The organism is Tatumella citrea (assembly GCF_002163585.1).
In the GTDB taxonomy this organism is placed as follows: domain Bacteria; phylum Pseudomonadota; class Gammaproteobacteria; order Enterobacterales; family Enterobacteriaceae; genus Tatumella; species Tatumella citrea.
Genome location: NZ_CP015579.1, coordinates 3637757 through 3658064, shown reverse-complemented (window position 1 = coordinate 3658064; position 20308 = coordinate 3637757). Strand labels below are relative to the sequence as shown.

The 20308-nt window shown below is 50.6% G+C and carries 18 protein-coding genes and 1 tRNA gene; 16 read left to right on the top strand and 3 right to left on the bottom strand.

What is annotated here, in order from left to right:
• The first annotated feature begins 35 nt into the window (after positions 1-35).
• Positions 36-965: a LysR family transcriptional regulator gene (locus tag A7K98_RS17345; RefSeq protein ID WP_087489679.1), complete on the top strand. Its 930-nt coding sequence runs from the start codon at positions 36-38 to the stop codon at positions 963-965.
• 237 nt (positions 966-1202) lie between these two features.
• Positions 1203-1278 (top strand) — tRNA-Gly (locus A7K98_RS17340).
• Positions 1279-1483: 205 nt separating this feature from the next.
• Here A7K98_RS17340 and A7K98_RS17335 read toward each other — a convergent pair.
• Positions 1484-2341, bottom strand: a complete 858-nt coding sequence (locus tag A7K98_RS17335; RefSeq protein ID WP_087489678.1) for a branched-chain amino acid aminotransferase — start codon at positions 2339-2341, stop codon at positions 1484-1486.
• 816 nt (positions 2342-3157) lie between these two features.
• Here A7K98_RS17335 and nnr point away from each other — a divergent pair.
• The 14 genes from nnr to rlmB all read left to right on the top strand — a co-directional run bounded on the left by nnr (position 3158) and on the right by rlmB (position 19386).
• Positions 3158-4654 (top strand): bifunctional ADP-dependent NAD(P)H-hydrate dehydratase/NAD(P)H-hydrate epimerase, encoded by a 1497-nt coding sequence (nnr, locus tag A7K98_RS17330; RefSeq protein ID WP_087489677.1) that lies wholly within the window; start codon positions 3158-3160, stop codon positions 4652-4654.
• 14 nt (positions 4655-4668) lie between these two features.
• Entirely contained in the window at positions 4669-5145 is a 477-nt protein-coding gene (gene tsaE, locus A7K98_RS17325) for a tRNA (adenosine(37)-N6)-threonylcarbamoyltransferase complex ATPase subunit type 1 TsaE (RefSeq protein WP_087489676.1), read from the top strand.
• On the top strand, positions 5142-6734 hold the full coding sequence (locus A7K98_RS17320; RefSeq protein WP_087489675.1) for an N-acetylmuramoyl-L-alanine amidase: 1593 nt from the start codon (positions 5142-5144) through the stop codon (positions 6732-6734). The genes tsaE and A7K98_RS17320 overlap by 4 nt, the downstream gene beginning before the upstream one ends.
• A gap of 51 nt (positions 6735-6785) precedes the next feature.
• Complete coding sequence (mutL, locus tag A7K98_RS17315) at positions 6786-8669, top strand: DNA mismatch repair endonuclease MutL (RefSeq protein WP_087489674.1); 1884 nt, start codon at positions 6786-6788, stop codon at positions 8667-8669.
• Entirely contained in the window at positions 8662-9612 is a 951-nt protein-coding gene (miaA, locus tag A7K98_RS17310) for a tRNA (adenosine(37)-N6)-dimethylallyltransferase MiaA (RefSeq protein ID WP_087489673.1), read from the top strand. Before mutL ends, miaA begins: the two co-directional genes overlap by 8 nt.
• 99 nt (positions 9613-9711) lie before the next feature.
• The gene (gene hfq, locus A7K98_RS17305; RefSeq protein ID WP_087489672.1) at positions 9712-10011 is read left to right on the top strand and encodes an RNA chaperone Hfq; all 300 of its coding nucleotides are present in this window, start codon (positions 9712-9714) and stop codon (positions 10009-10011) included.
• Between the two features lie 77 nt (positions 10012-10088).
• Complete coding sequence (gene hflX, locus A7K98_RS17300; RefSeq protein ID WP_087489671.1) at positions 10089-11369, top strand: ribosome rescue GTPase HflX; 1281 nt, start codon at positions 10089-10091, stop codon at positions 11367-11369.
• Positions 11370-11461: 92 nt separating this feature from the next.
• Positions 11462-12712 carry an FtsH protease activity modulator HflK gene (hflK, locus tag A7K98_RS17295; protein WP_087489670.1) on the top strand — a complete coding sequence of 417 codons (1251 nt, stop codon included), beginning with the start codon at positions 11462-11464 and terminating at the stop codon, positions 12710-12712.
• Positions 12712-13725: a protease modulator HflC gene (hflC, locus tag A7K98_RS17290; RefSeq protein ID WP_087489669.1), complete on the top strand. Its 1014-nt coding sequence runs from the start codon at positions 12712-12714 to the stop codon at positions 13723-13725. Before hflK ends, hflC begins: the two co-directional genes overlap by 1 nt.
• Positions 13726-13782: 57 nt before the next feature.
• Entirely contained in the window at positions 13783-13971 is a 189-nt protein-coding gene (locus tag A7K98_RS17285) for a DUF2065 domain-containing protein (RefSeq protein WP_087489668.1), read from the top strand.
• Positions 13972-14119: 148 nt separating this feature from the next.
• Entirely contained in the window at positions 14120-15418 is a 1299-nt protein-coding gene (locus tag A7K98_RS17280) for an adenylosuccinate synthase (protein WP_087489667.1), read from the top strand.
• Positions 15419-15613: 195 nt separating this feature from the next.
• Entirely contained in the window at positions 15614-16057 is a 444-nt protein-coding gene (gene nsrR / locus A7K98_RS17275) for a nitric oxide-sensing transcriptional repressor NsrR (RefSeq protein WP_087489666.1), read from the top strand.
• Positions 16058-16071: 14 nt separating this feature from the next.
• The gene (gene rnr / locus A7K98_RS17270) at positions 16072-18573 is read left to right on the top strand and encodes a ribonuclease R (RefSeq protein ID WP_087489665.1); all 2502 of its coding nucleotides are present in this window, start codon (positions 16072-16074) and stop codon (positions 18571-18573) included.
• A gap of 75 nt (positions 18574-18648) precedes the next feature.
• Positions 18649-19386: a 23S rRNA (guanosine(2251)-2'-O)-methyltransferase RlmB gene (rlmB, locus tag A7K98_RS17265; RefSeq protein ID WP_087489664.1), complete on the top strand. Its 738-nt coding sequence runs from the start codon at positions 18649-18651 to the stop codon at positions 19384-19386.
• Here the strand turns inward: rlmB and bsmA are convergent, their stop codons facing one another.
• A complete protein-coding gene (gene bsmA / locus A7K98_RS17260; protein WP_087489663.1) occupies positions 19387-19737 on the bottom strand; it encodes a biofilm peroxide resistance protein BsmA in 351 nt (116 codons plus the stop codon).
• A gap of 103 nt (positions 19738-19840) precedes the next feature.
• Positions 19841-20308: an Ivy family c-type lysozyme inhibitor gene (locus tag A7K98_RS17255; RefSeq protein WP_232461559.1), complete on the bottom strand. Its 468-nt coding sequence runs from the start codon at positions 20306-20308 to the stop codon at positions 19841-19843.

The window sequence follows — 20308 nt, the reverse complement described above, 5'->3', positions numbered from 1 at the left end:
GCATAACACTTATGCAAAAGATGCACAGATAAATCATGATGAGTATTAGCACCAGGGCGATGCAGTTGTATGTTGCGGTTCTTGATACCGGCAATTTTTCCGGCGTAGCGCGCCGGGAATCTATGTCACCGTCATCGGTATCAAGGATTATCAGCCAGCTGGAAGATGAACTGGGATTACAGCTGTTGTTTCGCAATACGCGAACTATTGTTCCGACAGAGGCAGGGCGGCTGTATGGCAATACTTTTCGGCGGGTACTGGATGAGCTGAGTAGTACGACTCAACTGTTACTGGACCGTGAGAGCCAGCCGGCAGGGTTGGTACGAATCAATGCACCGGTGGTTTTTGGTTACCGGCATATTGCACCCTGGCTGGCAGAGCTGACTGAACAGTATCCCGGGTTGCGCATTGAACTGACTCAGACTGACGATTTTATCGATCCGCTAAGCGATACTGCTGATCTATTGTTTCGTATTGCACCTTTACAGGATTCTGGTCTGCACGTCAGAGTCGTCGATACTTCTGTTTATCATCTGGCAGCCAGTCCTGAATATCTTGCCCGCCACGGTACGCCGCAACTGCCGGGTGAGCTGGATGATCATCGTTGCCTGGTCTACAAAGGGGTGATGGGGGCACAGCGGTTGTTTTTGACAAAACCAGGCCAGACGACTGAGATTCAGGCTCCACAAGGGGTGCTGTTATCTAACAATGCAGAAACTTTGCTGAATGCTGCATTACAGGGCGGCGGTATTATTGCCATGCCGGACTGGCTGATTGGTGAATTACTGAAACAACGCCAGCTGGTGCGTTTGCTACCTGATTACCAGGTTGCCATCAGCCAGCAGGAACTGGCCATTGCTATGCTTTATCCGCATGCACGTTTTATGCCGCTGAACGTACGTACGGTTATCGACTTCTTCGCCGATAAATTTGGCAGTCCTGCATACTGGAAATACCAGCCATAAGAAAGATAACCCGTCGACGGGGGAGAGCGCATCGCCGCAGGCTTTGAAACTGGCGGATGTGGCAATGAATATCACCCGAAAAAAAAAGATGGCATGAGGCTTGCTGTCACTGAAAAGTTAGTCCATAATACTGTCCATCCTGTTAAGGGGAACAAAAAACACCTTTCAATCAAAGGGTTAGTTCAGGTTCACCAGCGAAAGCACAGTAACAGAGATGCAGCAGTAACACCTTCCAATGCGGGAATAGCTCAGTTGGTAGAGCACGACCTTGCCAAGGTCGGGGTCGCGAGTTCGAGTCTCGTTTCCCGCTCCAGTTTTTTTGTATCTTCTCTTTTTACTTCTTTCAGTCTTTCAGTCTTTCAGTCTTTCAGTCTTTCAGTCTTTCAGTCTTTCAGTCTTTCAGTCTTTCAGTCTTTCAGTCTTTCAGCTGATAAAGCGTGATTTCTTACGCCTGTAACTATTCAGCACATAAAAAAGCCAGCGTATCAACGCCGGCCTTAACTGATAAAACCTGCGTGTTATCCGGCAACTTTCTCTGATTGCAGAGTAAATTCCTGATACAGCTCACGGGCGCGGGCACTGACAGGACCACGGGTGAGGGCTTTGTCTTCAATGCGGTTGCAGTGCAGGACTTTTCCGTGGTTACCGGTACTGAAAATTTCATCGGCATTCAGTACATCTTCCGGAGTCAGGGTCACTTCCTCTACCTTAATTCCGTCACCACTCAGCAGCTTAATCACTCGCTGGCGGGTAATCCCGTTCAGGAAAGTACCGTTTGGCACCGGTGTATAGGCGATACCATTTTTCACGATCCACAGGTTAGCAGCGGCAAACTCAGCAATGTTGCCTTCTGCATCCAGCACTGCAGCGGTGTTAAAGTCACGCTGGTTAGCTTCGCGGATAATACGCTGTGTATTCGGGTACAGGCAGGACGCTTTTGCTTCGGTCGGAGCCATAGTCGCATCCGGACGACGGAACGGGCTGAAGGTAGCGCTAAATCCGTTATCTTCCGGCAGAGCAGTTTCAAAAATATGCAATGCGAAAGTGGTGGTATCCGGATCAGGTAACAGGAATCCGCCCGGAGAGAAGAACAGGACCTTAATATAGTAATCAGTATCATGAGGCAGTTGTTTCAGACCTTCACGAACCAGATTCGCAATCTCTTCTGCAGAGATTTTAGGAGCCATACCCATAGTGATCGCGGAACGGATCGCCCGCTGGCAGTGCGGTTCGAGATCCGGCAGGTGGCCTTTGACAGAGCGCGCGCCATCAAATACCCCTGAAGCCATCCATAGTGCATGATCGGTTAATCCAATAACCGGCTTGTCCGTTGTACTCCACTCTCCATCAAACCAAATGATTTCGCGACTATTCATTGTTATTTTCCAGGTTGCTTATTTAATTTTCTATCGAAACTGTTTCGTATGGAAAGTAATTACCAGTTAGAACAACAGCTAAATGCAGCATACCAAGAAATACAGCGGGCTGAATAGTTTCCTGCGGGATGATTTTATCGCGATCTATTATCCTGCTGACAAACGATCCCGGAGTCGATCCTTGTCTGTGACTGAAGGATCGAAAGATCTTATTCCTATCCTGCTGATCAGGTTATTTTTTCTCCCTCTGCCCATGCAGGTTTTACTACAGAATATTCGCCAGCTATTGTACAGATACTAAGCGAACAGTCTGCAGCAGAGGATTTGGTGATTGCTATCACGGGGGGATACCTGCATAATGCGCCTCCCCGAAAGGCATCGGCTGATGTCACTCTGCGCAATGCAGACTTAAAGTAGTTTTTTCTTCGGGAAAATCGTCTGAAATCGGTCAAAAACCATGGTTTTATTCTGTAGTCTGTAAACAGAGTTATCCACAGTCACAGATGATTTGTTTTCTCTGAACGCGCTACTGTCCTGGTATGACCAGGATGATATAATCTATTGATTTAATTATTTATATTTTTCCTTCCTCACAGATGTGACCCCGGTCATATTTCGTCTGTAGCCTTTGAATGTCTGAGGTTTTTTATTTTTATCCACAGAAGAAAAAAACTACCAGCCAGCCCTCCGGAATTATTTTCTGTCTCAGACCAAAATAGTGTATTCAACTGATGTCAGGACAATTTCTGCTCAACCCCCTTTTGACCTTTGGTATGTTATTGTGACTGCTTTCCTTTTGCTGGTAAGAGGTGGTCCATGTCTGCAAATAACTTCAGTCTGTCGTCACTTTCCGGGGCCGTCTGGCCAGCCAGTCAGTTTCCGTCACTTGAACAACAACTCTGTAGTATTTGCGGGATATCCACCAGAACGTTGATGGAGAGGGCGGGGCACGCGGCTTTTCAGCATATTTGCCGTCTATGGCCGCAGGCTGAACACTGGCGGATTCTTTGTGGTAGCGGAAATAACGGCGGTGATGGTTATGTGGTGGCCCGGCTGGCTAAAGAGGCAGGTTTCCGGGTGACAGTGATTGCCTGCGATGCCGCCCGGTTACCGGCGGAAGCATTGCAGGCAAGAGAGCAATGGCTGGCCTGTGGTGGCGAATGTTTGCCAGCTGACAGCGACTGGATCGGTGAAGAACATCTGATCGTTGATGCTTTGCTGGGGATCGGCCTGAATCGTGCACCGGAAGATCCTTACCGTCAGTTGATCGAAAAAGCGGAGGAGCGATCCGTCCCGATAATTGCTTTGGATATTCCGTCCGGAGTCATGGCCGACAGTGGCACGGTACCTGGTGTGGCAATCAAAGCTGATGTCACACTGACATTTATTGCTCTGAAAGCCGGATTACTTACCGGTAAAGCCCGCGATTATTGTGGAACGATCCTGTTAGATCCTTTAGGCCCTGAGCTGGCAGGGAACTATGCTGATCCTCCGGTATGGCGCAAGGACGTTAGCCATCTGGCTGGCTGGTTACCTGCCCGTAAAGCGACTGCGCATAAAGGTGATCATGGCAAACTAGTACTGATAGGCGGTGATGATGGTACCGGTGGCGCAATTCGTCTGGCGGGGGAGGCGGCTCTGCGTAGCGGTGCCGGGCTGGTGCGGGTTCTGACGCATCCAGATAACGTTAACGCGTTAGTGACGGCACGCCCGGAACTTATGGCTGCTGCAATGTCTGAACAATGGCTGGAGGAAAGTCTGGAATGGGCCGATACCGTGATGATCGGTCCGGGGCTTGGCCAGCAGGCATGGGGAAAATGGGTCTTTAACCAGGTAAAAAAAAGTAAAAAACAGACACTTTGGGACGCAGATGCCCTTAACCTTCTGGCAATCAGTCCCGATACACGTCAGAATCGCATTCTTACTCCTCATCCGGGAGAAGCTGCAAGATTATTAGGCACATCGGTGCAGAAGGTGGAAAACGATCGTTTGCTGGCGGCGCGGCAGTTAGTCCAACGCTATGGCGGAGTCGTGGTGCTGAAAGGTGCAGGTACTGTTATCAGCTCATCGACCGGGGAAACAGTCATTGCCGATGTAGGCAATCCGGGGATGGCGACGGGTGGGATGGGGGATGTTCTGAGCGGGGTTATTACTGCACTTGCCGGTCAGAAGCTCTCTCTCTATGATGCAGCCTGTGCAGGGGTAGTCGCCCACGGTGGCGCTGCCGATTGGGTGGCCCGCGAGCATGGAATGCGAGGTATGTTAGCCAGCGATCTGTTTGAACCGCTCAGGCGATTAGTTAATCCGGAATGAATCTAAAACAAATAATGAATACCATTGTCATCTCTTTACCCGAAGAATCAGCAACGCTTGCCTTAGGTGCGGCTTTGGCTCAGCTCTGCCGTCAGGCAACCATTATTTATTTGCACGGCGATCTCGGAGCCGGCAAAACCACGTTCAGTCGCGGTTTTATTCAGGCACTTGGTCATCAGGGAAATGTGAAAAGCCCGACTTATACTCTGGTAGAACCCTATGTGATTGCTGAACGGTCAATCTATCATTTTGATCTTTATCGTCTGGCGGACCCGGAAGAACTCGAGTTTATGGGAATCCGCGACTATTTTGGCGGTGATGCTATTTGCCTGGTGGAGTGGCCACAGCGGGGACAGGGCTTTCTGCCTGAGCCGGATTTAGTCGTAACGATGAGCTACGATGGCGATGCCCGACAGGCTGAGATTGCTGCGGGAAGCCCGTATGGTCAGAGTCTGGTGAATGCACTCACTACCGACGGGAAGCACGCATGACCTGGCAGTGCCGCTGCCGGTATGGGGTCACATTGTTGCTGCTGTTGCTGTTGCCAGGGCTGTCGTCTGCGGCTTCCCTGTCTGACATTGGCGTGGATAATGGCCAGTCACTGACAACCGTGACTCTCAATTTTACCGGCAAACCTGGCTATTCATGGTTTCCTCTGCATAACCCGGAACGGATTGTGCTGGATATTCGCCAGGCCGGAACCATTAAAGGTTTACCACTGAATTTTAGTGGTCAGAACCTCGTAAAACGTATTCGTACCAGTCGTCCGGTGAATAATCAGAGTTTCCGCCTGGTGTTTGAACTGGCACAGCCATCCAGCACAGTGGTGCGGGTGGCGCAAAAAGGCAATCTTTATCAGGTTATCTTTTCGCTGCGAGGCAAGGGCGCAGCCAACCCTTCCAGCTCATCAGCGTCTGCTGCACCGCCGGTGAATACGGTCACCCAGGTCGCCTCGCCGACACCCGTCAGCCACGCTGTGATTGACGAACGGGTGATTGTGGCGATTGATGCCGGGCATGGCGGCCAGGACCCTGGCGCCATTGGGCAACATGGCCTGAAAGAGAAGAACGTCACTATTTCTATTGCCCGTAAATTACAGAAGTTGCTCAACGCTAACCGGATGTTTAAAGCTGTGATGACCCGTACCGGAGATTATTATGTGTCGGTGATGGGACGTTCTGAAGTAGCACGTAAAGAGAATGCTAATCTGCTGGTCTCTATCCATGCCGATTCAGCACCCAGCCACAGCGCGACCGGGGCATCAGTTTGGGTATTGTCGAACCGGCGGGCAAATTCTGAGATGGCCGGCTGGCTGGAGAAAACCGAGAAGCAGTCTGAATTACTGGGTGGTGCCGGAGATCTTCTGGCCAATAGTCAGGCCGACCCATATTTCAGCCAGGCTGTATTAGATCTGCAATTTGGTCATTCTCAGCGGGTTGGATATGACGTTGCGGTGAAAGTTATCCAGCAATTGCGGGCAGTAACGCCGATGCATAAACGACTGCCGGAGCACGCCAGTCTGGGAGTTTTACGTTCGCCGGATATCCCGTCATTGCTGGTGGAAACCGGATTTATCAGTAATCGTAATGAAGAGCGGTTACTGGGCAGCAATGCCTATCAGGATAAAATAGCCAAAGCGATTTATCACGGGCTGTATAACTATTTTAAAGCCCACCCGATACAAAATATCCCAAGAAAAGAGAACAAAGCACTGCCGGTGAATTCGGTTAAACCTGTCAGCGGTGGCACACTTCAGATTCATGTCGTTCAGCGTGGTGAAACTTTATCGGGGATTGCACAGCGATACGGCGTCAGCACTCGTGAACTGACAGAACTGAACAAACTGAAGAAACCTGGTGTCTGGGTAGGGCAGCGCCTGAAGATTAATGCGGTGGCCAAAAATGTGTCGGCGACTGGAGTAGGAAAACCTGCCGTGATAAGACATAAAGTCGTGCGGGGCGATAGCTTAAGCAGTATTGCTTCCCATTACGGGGTAAGCAGCAAAACAATCATGCAGCAAAACCATATGCGCTCTGAAAATGTCATGCTGGGTCAGACCCTGACTATTTCGCAGCCATAGATTACCCGGCAACGGCGGGCTGCCCGGACGCAATTTTTGTGAGGATCGGCGATGGCAATACAGATATTACCGCCGCAACTGGCGAACCAGATAGCTGCCGGAGAGGTGGTTGAACGCCCGGCATCGGTGGTAAAAGAGCTGGTGGAAAATAGTCTGGATGCAGGCGCGACAAAAATTGAAGTTGAGATAGATAAAGGCGGCGCAAAGCGGATATCTATTCGGGATAATGGTGCGGGTATTGCTAAAGATGAGCTGACAATGGCGCTGGCGCGCCATGCCACCAGTAAAATCACCAGTCTGGATGACCTTGAAGCCATCATGAGCCTGGGATTTCGTGGCGAAGCGCTGGCCAGTATCAGTTCGGTGTCGCGACTGACACTCACCTCCCGTACCGCCGAACAGAGCGGGGCCTGGCAGGCCTATGCAGAAGGCCGGGATATGGCGGTAACGCTGAAACCCGCAGCACATCCTTGCGGAACTACGCTTGAAGTGCTGGACCTGTTTTATAACACACCGGCCCGCCGGAAATTTTTGCGTACCGAGAAAACAGAATTTGCCCATATTGATGAAATTATCCGACGGATTGCGTTGGTGCGTTTTGATGTGGAGTTATTGTTAACTCATAACGGTAAAATGGTCAGGCATTACCGGATTGCTACCGATCAACGACAGCGGGAACGTCGTTTAGCGGCAATTTGTGGTTCAGCTTTCCTGGAACATGCTTTGCATCTGGAGTGGCAACACGATTCTCTGAATCTGACCGGTTGGGTTGCAGACCCTCAGGGGGCCCGGCAGATCACCGACCTGCAATATTGTTACGTCAATGGCCGCATGATGCGGGATAAACTCATTAATCACGCCATCCGCCAGGCCTATCAGGATAAACTCGGGGAAGATCAGCAACCTGCTTATGTTCTTTATTTGCAGATTGATCCGCACCAGGTGGATGTCAATGTGCATCCGGCCAAGCATGAGGTCCGTTTTCACCAATCCCGGCTGGTTCATGATTTTATCTATCAGGGAGTATTGAGTGCGTTGCAAAGTGCAGGGCAAATCTTACCTGCCGAACCATCACTTCCTGATGAAGGTCTGAGATTTGCACCGGTCAACCGAAGTGCTGCCGGAAGTAACCGTTTTTCGCAGCCCCCGGTGGTCGAACCTCAGGTGACAAAGCCAGTAGAATTGTCATCACCCGCGCCAGCTGCTGCAGGAACGGCGGGAAACCGCAGTTCTTCCGGTCGTTCTGCGACGCCAGCGTTTGGTGCTCCGGAGTACCAGGCTAAGCAGGGAGCGCTGTATCAGCAGATGCTGTCCACTGCCAGCCAGTCACTTCCTAAAGCCAGGGAGCCAGTCCCGGTTCAGGCGCCGCTGGCATCACACCAGCAGAGTTTTGGCCGCGTATTAAGTGTGCTGCGGCAGTCATATGCGTTGACAGAAGGTTCGCAGGGGCTGAGTATCATTTCTCTGAGTGTTGCCGCTCGCTGGCTGATTCGGGCCCAGTTGCAACCTGTCGATGGCGCGTTACGTTCGCAACCTTTGCTGATTCCGGTACGGTTAAAAACTGAAAAACAGGAGCGCCAGAGTCTGGCGCGTCATGCTGACTGTTTGCAGGCTCTGGGGCTGGATTTTGCGACGGATGCTCAGCATGTGACCCTGCGCGGGGTGCCTTTACCATTGCGCACACAAAATTTACAAATCTTGATTCCGGAACTGTTAGGCTATCTTGCCCTTCAGTCAGAGAGTAGTGCAGAGCAGCTTGCCCAATGGCTGGCATTACGTTGCCATACTGCACATTCAGAATGGAATCATACACAGGCGATTGCCCTGTTGGCTGAGCTGGAACGTCTGACACCTGCCCTGGTGTCGGCACCTCCTGCCGGATTATTACAGGCAGTGAATTTAGATAATGTTTTTGAAGCGTTGGAACATGAGTAACATAAATCCGGCTGACCGGCCGAAGGCGATATTTTTGATGGGGCCGACAGCTTCAGGGAAGACAGCACAGGCAATTGCATTACGTCAGAAACTGCCGGTTGAGATTATCAGCGTTGACTCTGCGTTGATCTATAAAGGAATGGATATTGGTACGGCCAAGCCTTCGGCAGAGGAACTGGCGCAGGCACCACACCGCTTACTGGATATCCGTGACCCGGCAGAAGCTTATTCTGCAGCTGATTTTTGTCGGGATGCTCTGAAGGAAATGGACGATATCGTACAGCAGGGGCGTATTCCGATGCTTGTTGGCGGTACCATGCTGTATTTCAAAGCGCTGCTTGAAGGATTATCACCATTGCCAGCGGCAAACCCTGAAATCCGCCAGCAGATTGAAGACAGAGCAAAAAAGGAAGGCTGGGAGTCATTACATCGTGATCTATGCCAGATTGATCCGCAATCCGGAATGCGTATTCATCCGAATGATCCCCAGAGACTCTCGCGGGCACTGGAAGTTTTTTTTATTTCAGGTAAAACTTTAACAGAGCTGACGAAAGTTTCCGGTGAAGCGTTACCATACGATGTCTTACAATTTGCTATTGCACCTGCCACACGTGAATTGTTGCATCAGCGTATCGCGTTACGTTTTGAACAGATGCTGGCGTCAGGTTTTGAGACTGAGGTGCGGGAATTATTCGCGCGAGGTGATCTGCATACCGATATGACTTCAATTCGTTGCGTAGGTTATCGCCAGATGTGGTCTTATTTATTGGGTGAAACCGATTACGATGAGATGGTTTTTCGCGGTATTGTGGCTACCCGCCAGCTGGCAAAACGGCAGGTAACATGGTTGCGTGGCTGGCAAAATGTTCACTGGCTTGACAGTGATCAGCCCTTATTGGCACAAGATGCGATTATGCAGGTAGTTAGTGCTAACATTGGGTGAATGTGTACAATTGATTGGTTACCGTGCGCAAAATTTTTCGCAATTTTTACACTGTTGGTTCTGCAATAATAAACAACAAGCATATAAGGAAAAGATAGAATGGCTAAAGGGCAATCATTACAAGACCCGTTTTTAAACGCTTTGCGTCGCGAACGTGTACCGGTTTCGATTTATCTGGTGAATGGCATTAAATTGCAAGGTCAGATTGAGTCATTTGATCAGTTTGTCATTCTGTTAAAAAATACCGTGAGTCAGATGGTTTACAAGCACGCAATTTCGACGGTAGTTCCTTCCCGCCCGGTCTCTCATCATACTAATGCACCGGCAGGTGGCAGTAACTATCATAACAACGGGTCAGCACCGGCTCAGTCACAACAAGACGGTGACAACGCAGAGTAATTAGTAATCCGCAATGCCAGGGTCGGTGACAAACGTGTTGTCCCCCGCCCTGGTCTTTTTTTAAGAGAGGTTGTCGCTTGTTTGAGCGTTATGATGCCGGCGAGCAGGCCGTACTGGTCCATATCTGGTTTACACAGGACCGGGATGTTGAAGATTTACAGGAATTCGAAACACTTGTCTCTTCAGCGGGTGTTGAATCACTCCAGGTAGTGACCGGAAGCCGTAAAGCCCCCCATCCCAAATATTTCGTTGGTGAAGGCAAAGCAGAAGAAATTGCTGATGCGGTGAAGGCGACGGGTGCCTCAGTGGTACTGTTTGACCATGCTTTATCGCCTGCCCAGGAACGAAATCTTGAAAGTTTATGTCAATGCCGGGTTGTTGATCGCACCGGGCTGATTCTGGATATTTTTGCACAACGTGCCCGTACTCATGAAGGTAAGCTACAGGTTGAGTTAGCCCAGTTGCGCCATCTGGCGACCCGACTGGTCAGAGGCTGGACCCACCTTGAGCGCCAGAAAGGCGGAATAGGCTTGCGCGGGCCTGGTGAAACACAGCTGGAAACCGACCGTCGATTGCTGCGTAACCGTATCAGTCTGATATTGTCGCGGTTATCCAGGGTTGAAAAACAGCGTGAACAGGGACGTCAGGCCAGAGCGAAAGCCGATGTTCCCACGGTTTCGCTGGTGGGGTATACCAACGCCGGAAAATCGACACTGTTTAATACCGTGACCTCCGCGAATGTTTACGCCGCAGATCAGTTATTTGCCACCCTGGACCCGACCCTGCGTCGGTTGCAGATAGCTGATGTCGGAGAAGTTGTTCTGGCGGATACGGTCGGTTTTATTCGTCATTTGCCCCATGATTTAGTCGCCGCTTTTAAAGCGACATTGCAGGAAACCCGGCAGGCTTCATTGCTGATGCATGTGATTGATGCTGCAGATTTACGGGTGAATGAAAATATTGATGCGGTAAATGAAGTGCTGGCTGAAATTGAGGCCGACGAAATTCCGACATTATTAATTATGAATAAAATCGATATGCTGGAAGATTTTGAACCGCGTATTGATCGTAATGAAGAAAATATGCCAGTCCGTGTCTGGTTATCTGCACAGACTGGTGCCGGAATTCCCTTGCTGTGGCAGGCGTTATCAGAACGTCTGGCCGGCGAAATTGCCAGCTATGAGCTGCGTCTTCCGCCAGGTGCGGGAAAATTACGCAGCCGCTTTTATCAGCTGCAGGCCATTGAAAAAGAGTGGAATGAAGAAGATGGCAGTACCGGAATGCAAATCCGGATGCCAATTGTTGACTGGCGGAGAATGTGTAAACAGGAACCTTCAGTAATTGATTATATTGTCTGATTTTTTATTAATACCTTAAATAGTATCGCAGCATCGGATACCACCGCACATACGTTAAATTATCACCGCACTACTATAAATGGAGTATAAGCATGGCGTGGAATCAGCCCGGTAATAACGGACAGGACCGCGACCCCTGGGGAAGCAGCAATAAAAAAGGCGGCAATTCCGGGGAGAATCGTGGGGGTCGTGATCAGGGACCTCCTGATTTGGATGATATTTTCCGCAAGCTTAGCAGCAAGCTGGGCAAATTCGGTGGCGGAAAATCTGACGGTCAGGGCCAGGGTCAGGGTCAGCACGGCGGTAAAATTGCCGCGGTGGTGGTGGCCGTTGCGGTGGTGGTCTGGGCCGCCAGTGGTTTTTACACTATCGGTGAAGCAGAGCGTGGGGTGGTTACCCGTTTTGGTCAGTTTAGTCATCTGGTGGAACCGGGGCTTAACTGGAAACCGACCTTTATTGATAAGGTCCGCGCTGTGAATGTGGAAGCCGTGCGTGAACTGGCAACTTCCGGTGTGATGCTGACTTCAGATGAAAACGTCGTGCGTGTGGAAATGAACGTCCAGTACCGGGTCACGGATCCTGAACGTTATCTCTATTCTGTCACTGATGCAGACGATAGCCTGCGCCAGGCGACTGACAGTGCGTTACGCGGTGTCATTGGTCGTTCAACAATGGACAGAGTTCTGACCGAAGGGCGAACTGTAGTGCGCAGTGAAACTCAGCGTGAGATCGAAGAGACTATTCGTCCTTACAATATGGGCATCAGTGTACTGGATGTTAACTTCCAGGCGGCACGTCCACCGGAAGAAGTTAAAGCCGCTTTTGATGATGCCATTGCGGCCCGTGAAAACCGCGAACAGTATGTCCGTGAAGCCGAAGCTTACGCCAATGAAGTTCAGCCAAGGGCCAACGGCCAGGCACAGCGTATTCTGGAAGAAGCTCGCGCATATAAAGAACGTACTGTGCTGGAAGCTCAGGGTGAAGTTGCGCGCTTTGCCGAAATTTTACCGGAATACAAAGCAGCACCTCAGATTACTAAAGAACGTCTGTATCTGGATACCATGGAGCGGGTGCTCTCTCATACCCGTAAAGTGATAGTGAGTGATAAAAGTAATAACCTGATGGTATTGCCACTCGATCAGTTGCTGAAAGGTGGCGCTGCAGCGGCAGCTACGTCAGGTAAAACGGCTAAGCCGGTAACCCCGTTGAAGCCTTCATCTTATTCATCTTCTGATGTCAGCATGCGCCAGAGCACTTCTGGTTATTCACCGGAAAGTGTTCTGGATCAGCGCAGAGCCAATGCGCTACGCAATGATGGCCAGCGTGATGGAGGAGATGAATAATGCGTAATTCTGTAATTGTAGCGATTGTTGTAGTGCTGGTGTTGTTATTCACCTCTATGTTTGTTGTGCCGGAAGGCCAGCGCGGTATTGTTGTGCGTTTTGGTAAAGTTCTGCGGGACAGCGAAAATAAACCGCTGGTTTATACTCCGGGACTGCATTTTAAAATGCCTTTCTTTGAAACGGTTAAGACGCTTGATGCCCGTATTCAGACCATGGATAACCAGGCTGACCGGTTTGTAACCAAAGAGAAGAAAGACCTGATTGTTGATTCCTATATTAAGTGGCGGATCAGCGATTTTAGTCGCTATTATCTGGCTACCGGTGGCGGTGATATCTCTCAGGCCGAGTTGCTGCTGAAACGTAAGTTTAGTGACCGTCTGCGTTCTGAAATTGGTCGTCTGGATGTACGTGATATCGTTACTGATTCTCGTGGCCGACTGACAACGGATGTCCGTGATGCACTGAATACCGGCAGCGCGGGAACGGATGATGAAGTACAGACTCCTGCAGCTGATGATGCGATTGCCAGTGCTGCGGCACGGGTAGAGCAGGAAACTCAGGGTAAAGTTGCAGCGGTAAATCCTAACAGCATGGCAGCTCTGGGGATTGACGTGGTCGATGTTCGTATCAAACAGATCAATCTGCCGGCAGAAGTGTCGGATGCTATCTACAACCGTATGCGCGCAGAGCGTGAATCGGTAGCCCGTAGCCAGCGTTCACAAGGCCAGGAAGAAGCGGAAAAACTGCGTGCCCAGGCTGATTACCAGGTCACCACGACTCTGGCAGAAGCACAGCGTCAGGCATTGATCATTCGCGGTGAGGGAGATGCTCAGGCCGCGAAACTGTTTGCGGATGCCTTTGGCAAAGATCCTGACTTCTATTCTTTCGTCAGAAGCCTGACTGCGTATGAAAACAGTTTTAAAGATAATCAGGATGTGATTGTTATGAGCCCTGATAATGATTTCCTGCGCTTTATGAAACCACCGACTGCGGTGGCAACTCCGGCGCATTAATCTGCAATTAATAATGACAGGCCGGCGTTAGCCGGCCTTTTTTATGGAATATCAGAAATGAATACAACAATCTGGATGGCGCTGGCTCTGGTATTAGTGCTGGAAGGCCTGGGACCGATGCTCTACCCCGGGGGATGGCGAAAATTTATTGCGGCGATGACTCAGCTTCCCGATAGCCTGTTGCGGCGGTTTGGCGGTGGTCTGGTGGTTGCAGGTATTGTTATCTATTACATGGTGAGCCGCTGAACTTTTCATGAAACAGGCCGGGCTGACCGGGTTTTGTGCGGCTGCGCAAAAACAGAGCAAAAAAAGTGCGCAATCGTATGCTAAAAATGCTGAAAGAGCGGTTTTCAGATGGTAGAATCCTTTTTTAAGCAATCGGTGGTTTTGGAAAATGGGTAAGAACGTTGTCGTACTTGGCACCCAATGGGGTGACGAAGGCAAAGGTAAAATCGTAGATCTTCTGACTGAACGTGCGAAATATGTTGTTCGCTATCAGGGTGGCCACAATGCCGGTCACACACTTGTCATCAACGGTGAAAAAACCGTCCTCCACTTAATTCCATCAGGTATTCTGCGTGATAACGTGACCAGCATTATTGGTAACGGCGTAGTGTTGTCACCTGAAGCTCTGATGAAAGAGATGAAAGGCCTGGAAGATCGCGGGATACCGGTACGCGAACGTCTGCTGTTATCTGAAGCCTGCCCGTTAATTCTGCAATACCATGTTGCGATGGACCTGGCCCGCGAAAAAGCGCGTGGGGATAAAGCCATTGGTACCACCGGACGTGGCATTGGTCCTGCTTACGAAGATAAAGTTGCCCGCCGTGGTCTGCGTGTTGGTGATCTGTTCGATAAAGAGACTTTCGCCACCAAACTGAAAGAGATTGTTGAGTATTACAACTTTCAGCTGGTGCATTATTACAAAGCAGAAGCGGTTGATTACCAGACTGTCCTGAATGATGTACTGGCGATTGCTGACATCCTGACAGGTATGGTTGTTGATGTTTCTGAACTGCTGGATAACGCACGTAAGCGCGGTGATCTGGTGATGTTCGAAGGTGCTCAGGGTACACTGCTGGATATCGACCACGGGACTTACCCGTATGTTACCTCTTCAAACACCACTGCAGGTGGCGTGGCGACCGGTTCAGGCCTGGGTCCTCGCTATGTTGACTATGTACTGGGTATTGTGAAAGCGTACTCTACCCGTGTGGGTGCAGGTCCTTTCCCGACAGAACTGTTTGATGACATCGGCGAGTTCCTGGGTAAAAAAGGCAACGAGTTCGGTGCTACCACTGGCCGTCGCCGTCGTACCGGCTGGCTGGATGCAGTTGCAGTGCGTCGCGCAGTGCAAATCAACTCCCTGTCTGGTTTCTGTCTGACCAAACTGGATGTGCTGGATGGTCTGGAAACCGTTAAAATTTGCGTCGGTTACCGGATGCCGGATGGTCGTGAAGTGACAACCACTCCACTGGCTGCTGAACTCTGGGAAGGCATTGAGCCAATTTACGAAACCATGCCTGGCTGGAGTGAAAGCACCTTTGGTGTGAAAACACCGGAAGGTCTGCCACAGGCAGCACATGATTATATTCGTCGTATTGAAGAACTGACCGGCGTTCCGATTGATATTATTTCTACCGGTCCTGACCGTAGTGAAACTATGATTCTGCGCGACCCGTTTGATGCATAATCATACTCAGGCCGGAATATTTCCGGCCTTTGTCTTTCCTGCCAGCATTTTCCTTTCTCCCCGCTTGCTGACCTGGTTTACCGGTTCTTTAAATAATTCTCCGTAACCCCGCTCTCTGGTTTATTATCAGTACACAGAGGTTTTTTTGTTTAACCACTATTCAGTTTTTTGCCCGGCAAACACGACGAGGAAACAGTGCAGCTAACCAGCTTTACAGATTATGGCCTGCGGGCACTCATCTTTATGGCGACGTTACCGGAGCACCGGATGACCAGTATCACTGAGGTGACGGATGTCTATGGTGTTTCGCGGCACCATATGGTTAAAATTATTAATCAGTTAAGTCGTGAAGGGTTTGTCCGTGCCAGCAGGGGAAAAAATGGTGGAATCCGTCTGGGAATGCCTGCTGAGTCAATTAATCTCGGTGATGTGGTGCGGAAACTGGAGCCTTTGCAACTGGTGAATTGTGAGGAGTGTGCTATTACCCCGGCTTGCCGCCTGAAAGCAGCGTTAAATAGTGCAATGGAACAATTTCTGAGCGAACTGGATAACTATACGCTGGCGGATATCGTTCAAAATAACGACAATTTATACAAAATTCTTATCACGGATGCCGCTGTGGTAAATACACATTCATGACATTGGAGGAACCTATGTCAAAAGATCCTTTTCAGCAACGGGAAGCGGAAAAATATGAAAATCCGATCCCCAGCAGAGAATTTATTCTTGCCCATTTGGATAAACGGGAAAAACCTGCCAGCCGTGAAGAACTGGCCCGCGAACTGAATATCAGTGGTGAAGAGCAGACAGAAGCCCTGCGTCGCCGCCTGAGAGCTATGGAACGTGACGGACAGTTGGTCTTTACCCGCCGTCAGTGCTATGCCTTACCTGAGCGCCTGGACCTGTTACGTGGCAAAGTTATTGGTCATCGTGATGGTTACGGTTTTCTGCGGATAGAAAATTCCAAAGATGACCTGTACTTATCGGCCGAACAGATGAAATTCTGTATGCACGGTGATGTTATCCTGGCACAGCCGGGTGGCGCTGACCGTAAAGGTCGTCGTGAGGCGCGGGTTGTACGGGTGTTAGAGCCACGTAACAGCCAGATTGTCGGACGTTATTTCGTGGATGCCGGCGCTGGTTTCGTCGTGCCGGATGACAGCCGCCTGAGTTTCGATATTCTGATTGAACCGGAATTTACCCTCAATGCCCGGATGGGTGCTGTGGTGGTAGTGGAACTGGAAAAGCGTCCGACCCGTCGCACCAAAGCTATTGGCCGTGTTATTGAAATTCTCGGTGACACCATGGGAACCAGCCTGGCTGTAGATATGGCACTGCGCACCCATGAAATTCCACATAGCTGGCCGGAAACCGTTCTGCAGCAAATGGCTGCCATGAGCGAAGAGGTTCCGGAAAAAGCTAAAGCAGGTCGTGTCGATCTGCGCAAACTGCCTCTGGTCACTATCGACGGTGAAGATGCCCGTGATTTTGATGATGCCGTCTATTGCCAGAAAAAACGTGGTGGAGGTTGGCGTTTATGGGTTGCGATAGCTGACGTCAGCTATTATGTACGCCCCGGAACCGAACTGGACAATGAAGCACAGCTTCGCGGAACGTCAGTTTACTTCCCGTCCCAGGTGGTTCCAATGCTGCCGGAAGTTCTGTCCAACGGCCTGTGTTCACTGAATCCGCAGGTAGACCGTCTGTGTATGGTCTGCGAAATGACTATTTCTGCTTCAGGAAAACTGAGTGGCTATAAACACTACGAAGCAGTAATGAATTCTCACGCCCGTCTGACTTATAACAAGGTGTGGAGCATTCTGCAGGGCAATCCGGAACTGCGGGAGCAATATGCACCGCTGGTCGGAGACCTGGAAGAGTTGCATCGTATGTATCAGGTGCTGGAAACTTCGCGGGCCGAACGTGGCGGTATTTCGTTTGAAACCGAAGAAGCTAAATTTATCTTTAATGCCGAACGCAGAATCGAACGGGTAGAACGTACCAGCCGTAATGATGCGCATAAGCTGATTGAAGAGTGCATGATTCTGGCAAATATCGCCTCGGCGAAATTCGTCGAAAAATATCAGGAACCGGCGCTGTTCCGCGATCATGACCGGCCATCTGATGACAGTATTAAAAGTTTCCGCACTGTGTTGAGTGAACTGGGGCTTAGCCTGTCAGGAGGCGTTAAACCCGCACCTCTGGATTACGCAGAGTTGTTGGAAAAAATTGCCGACCGGCCGGATGCAGAAATGCTGCAGACCATGCTGCTGCGTTCAATGAAACAGGCGGTTTATGACCCGGAAAACCGTGGTCACTTTGGTCTGGCACTGACATCTTACGCGCACTTTACCTCGCCTATTCGTCGTTATCCGGATCTACTGCTGCACCGTGCAATTAAGTACCTGCTGGCAAAAATTGCCGGTGAACAGGAAGGGAATACTACCCCGACCGGCGGTTATCACTACGATCTGCAACAGATGCTGCAACTGGGTCAGCACTGTTCTATGACCGAACGGCGTGCTGATGAAGCGACCCGTGATGTTGCTGACTGGCTGAAGTGTGATTTCATGCAGGATCAGGTCGGTACTACTTTCAGTGGCGTTATCTCCAGCGTCACCGGATTTGGCTTCTTTGTCCGGCTGAATGATCTGTTTATCGATGGCCTGGTGCATGTCTCAACTCTGGATAACGACTACTATCGCTTTGATGCGATAGGACAGCGGCTGATCGGTGAATCCGGCGCCCATACTTACCGGTTGGGTGATATTGTCGAAGTTCGGGTTGAAGCCGTACATATGGATGAACGTAAGATAGACTTCGCTCTGATATCGAGCCAGCGCCAGCCGCGCGGAGCCGGTAAAACCGCCCGTGAAAAAGCGAAGAAAACGGGCACGGCCAGTGCTGCCGGAAAGCGTCGTCGAGAAGTTAGTTCCTCTGCTAACTTCGAGCCAGACAGTGCTTTCCGTACTGACAGCAAGAAACCGGCGAAGAAGCGCAGTTCGAAAAAGAAAGCCGCGCAAAACAGCAGTAGCGCTGAGACTCCGGTGAAGAAAGTCAAAAAAGTCTCGGAGAAAACACGTAAAATCGCCGCAGCCACTAAAGCGAAACGTGCAGCTAAAAAGGAAAAGTCTGCGGCTAAAAAAGCTGACTGACAGCCTTTATCCAAGGACATCTGTCGCTCCCCCGACAGATGTCTGTTATTTAACGTCCAACCATTGAACTGAGTTATGAGCGAAATTATTTTTGGTATTCATGCCGTCGAGGCCTTACTGGAGCGTGATCCGCAGCGTTTTCAGGAAGTATTTATTCTGAAAGGACGCGATGATCGCCGTCTGCAGCCGTTGATCACTGCACTGGAAGCCCAGGGTGTTGTGGTTCAGATAGCCACGCGTCAGTGGTTGGACAGTAAAGCGGAAGGGGCGGTACATCAGGGGATCATTGCTAACGTGAAGCCCGGTCGTCATTACCAGGAAGGGGATTTACCCGATCTACTGGAAAAAATCGAACAGCCATTCCTGCTGATTCTGGACGGAGTGACTGACCCGCACAACCTCGGTGCCTGTCTGCGGAGTGCAGATGCCGCCGGAGTTCATGCTGTTATTGTACCGAAAGATCGCTCGGCTTCACTGAATGCAACGGCTAAAAAGGTAGCCAGTGGAGCAGCAGAGTCTGTGCCATTAATCCGTGTTACCAACCTGGCACGTACCATGCGTCTGCTTCAGGAATACAATGTATGGATTGTGGGCACAGCTGGTGAAGCTGACCATAATCTGTATCAAAGTAAAATGACCGGCCCGATGGCACTGGTGATGGGGGCTGAAGGCGAAGGTATGCGCCGCCTGACCCGTGAGCATTGTGATGAACTGATCAGCATCCCGATGTCCGGCAGCGTTTCGTCACTGAATGTGTCGGTCGCGACCGGAATTTGTCTGTTTGAAGCGGTGCGCCAGCGCCAGACTTCCTGATTAACAGCCTCCGTCCGTGGTGCTTCCGGCTCTGCGGACGGCGGGACTGGTCCGGTAAAATATTGCCTCACTGTACCATCTGCCCGGCACCACCGTATCACTCACCATAATAATCCGGTACCAGCGTACGCCAGCCTGATTCGCCATCGCGTGAATTGCCCGTTCTGCATCATCCGGCGATCCGTAGACAGTCACATGCACATTGGCGGTTTTACACAGATCCAGCGTCTGCGCCAGACTGAGTTCCTGGGCATAAGGCTTCAGGGGCGGGCGGGGCACCGGGGTTGGATGTACCAAAGCGCAACCACTCAGTAGCAGCGAAAAACATAGTGTGAGTACACGTAACGGCATTTTATCCTTCACCTTAGTGTCAGAGGGCAGCAATCACAGAGTGACTTGCGGATATTCACGGATGGCCCCCGGAAGGCAGCTGCCGTGCTGTGGACTATCGGGCTTAGTGTTGACTGGTATAATTGAAATCGTGCGGATGATTGGCCAGACTGCCGCTGATGGCCGCATACAGCACGGTCTTACCATCCACTGAAAACTTATCACTGATATTCAGCCAACGTAGCTGCTCTTTATGATTTTTTTCATCAACACGGGACCATAATCCACTCATACTGTTGTCAGCCGGTGAATAAATCAGGGCAAAACGATCAGCGGCGCAGTCATGAGGCTTGCAGCTGTAGTACAGCTGGTAAGTCGTACCGTCCAGAGTCACTTCCTGCATCGGCGTTTCTACTCCGCCTTTCTTTATCCAGCCAGGTAAATGCTGTCCGGCAATTAGTTGTGAAAAGGCTATGCGGCCTTGCTGGCTCTGGAGCAGGGAGCTGAGGCCGGGCAGTGGTTGAGCAACAACGGGCAGGGCCGTCGCAGAGAGCAGTACGGCAGCACATGCGATACGGAATGTCATATTCAT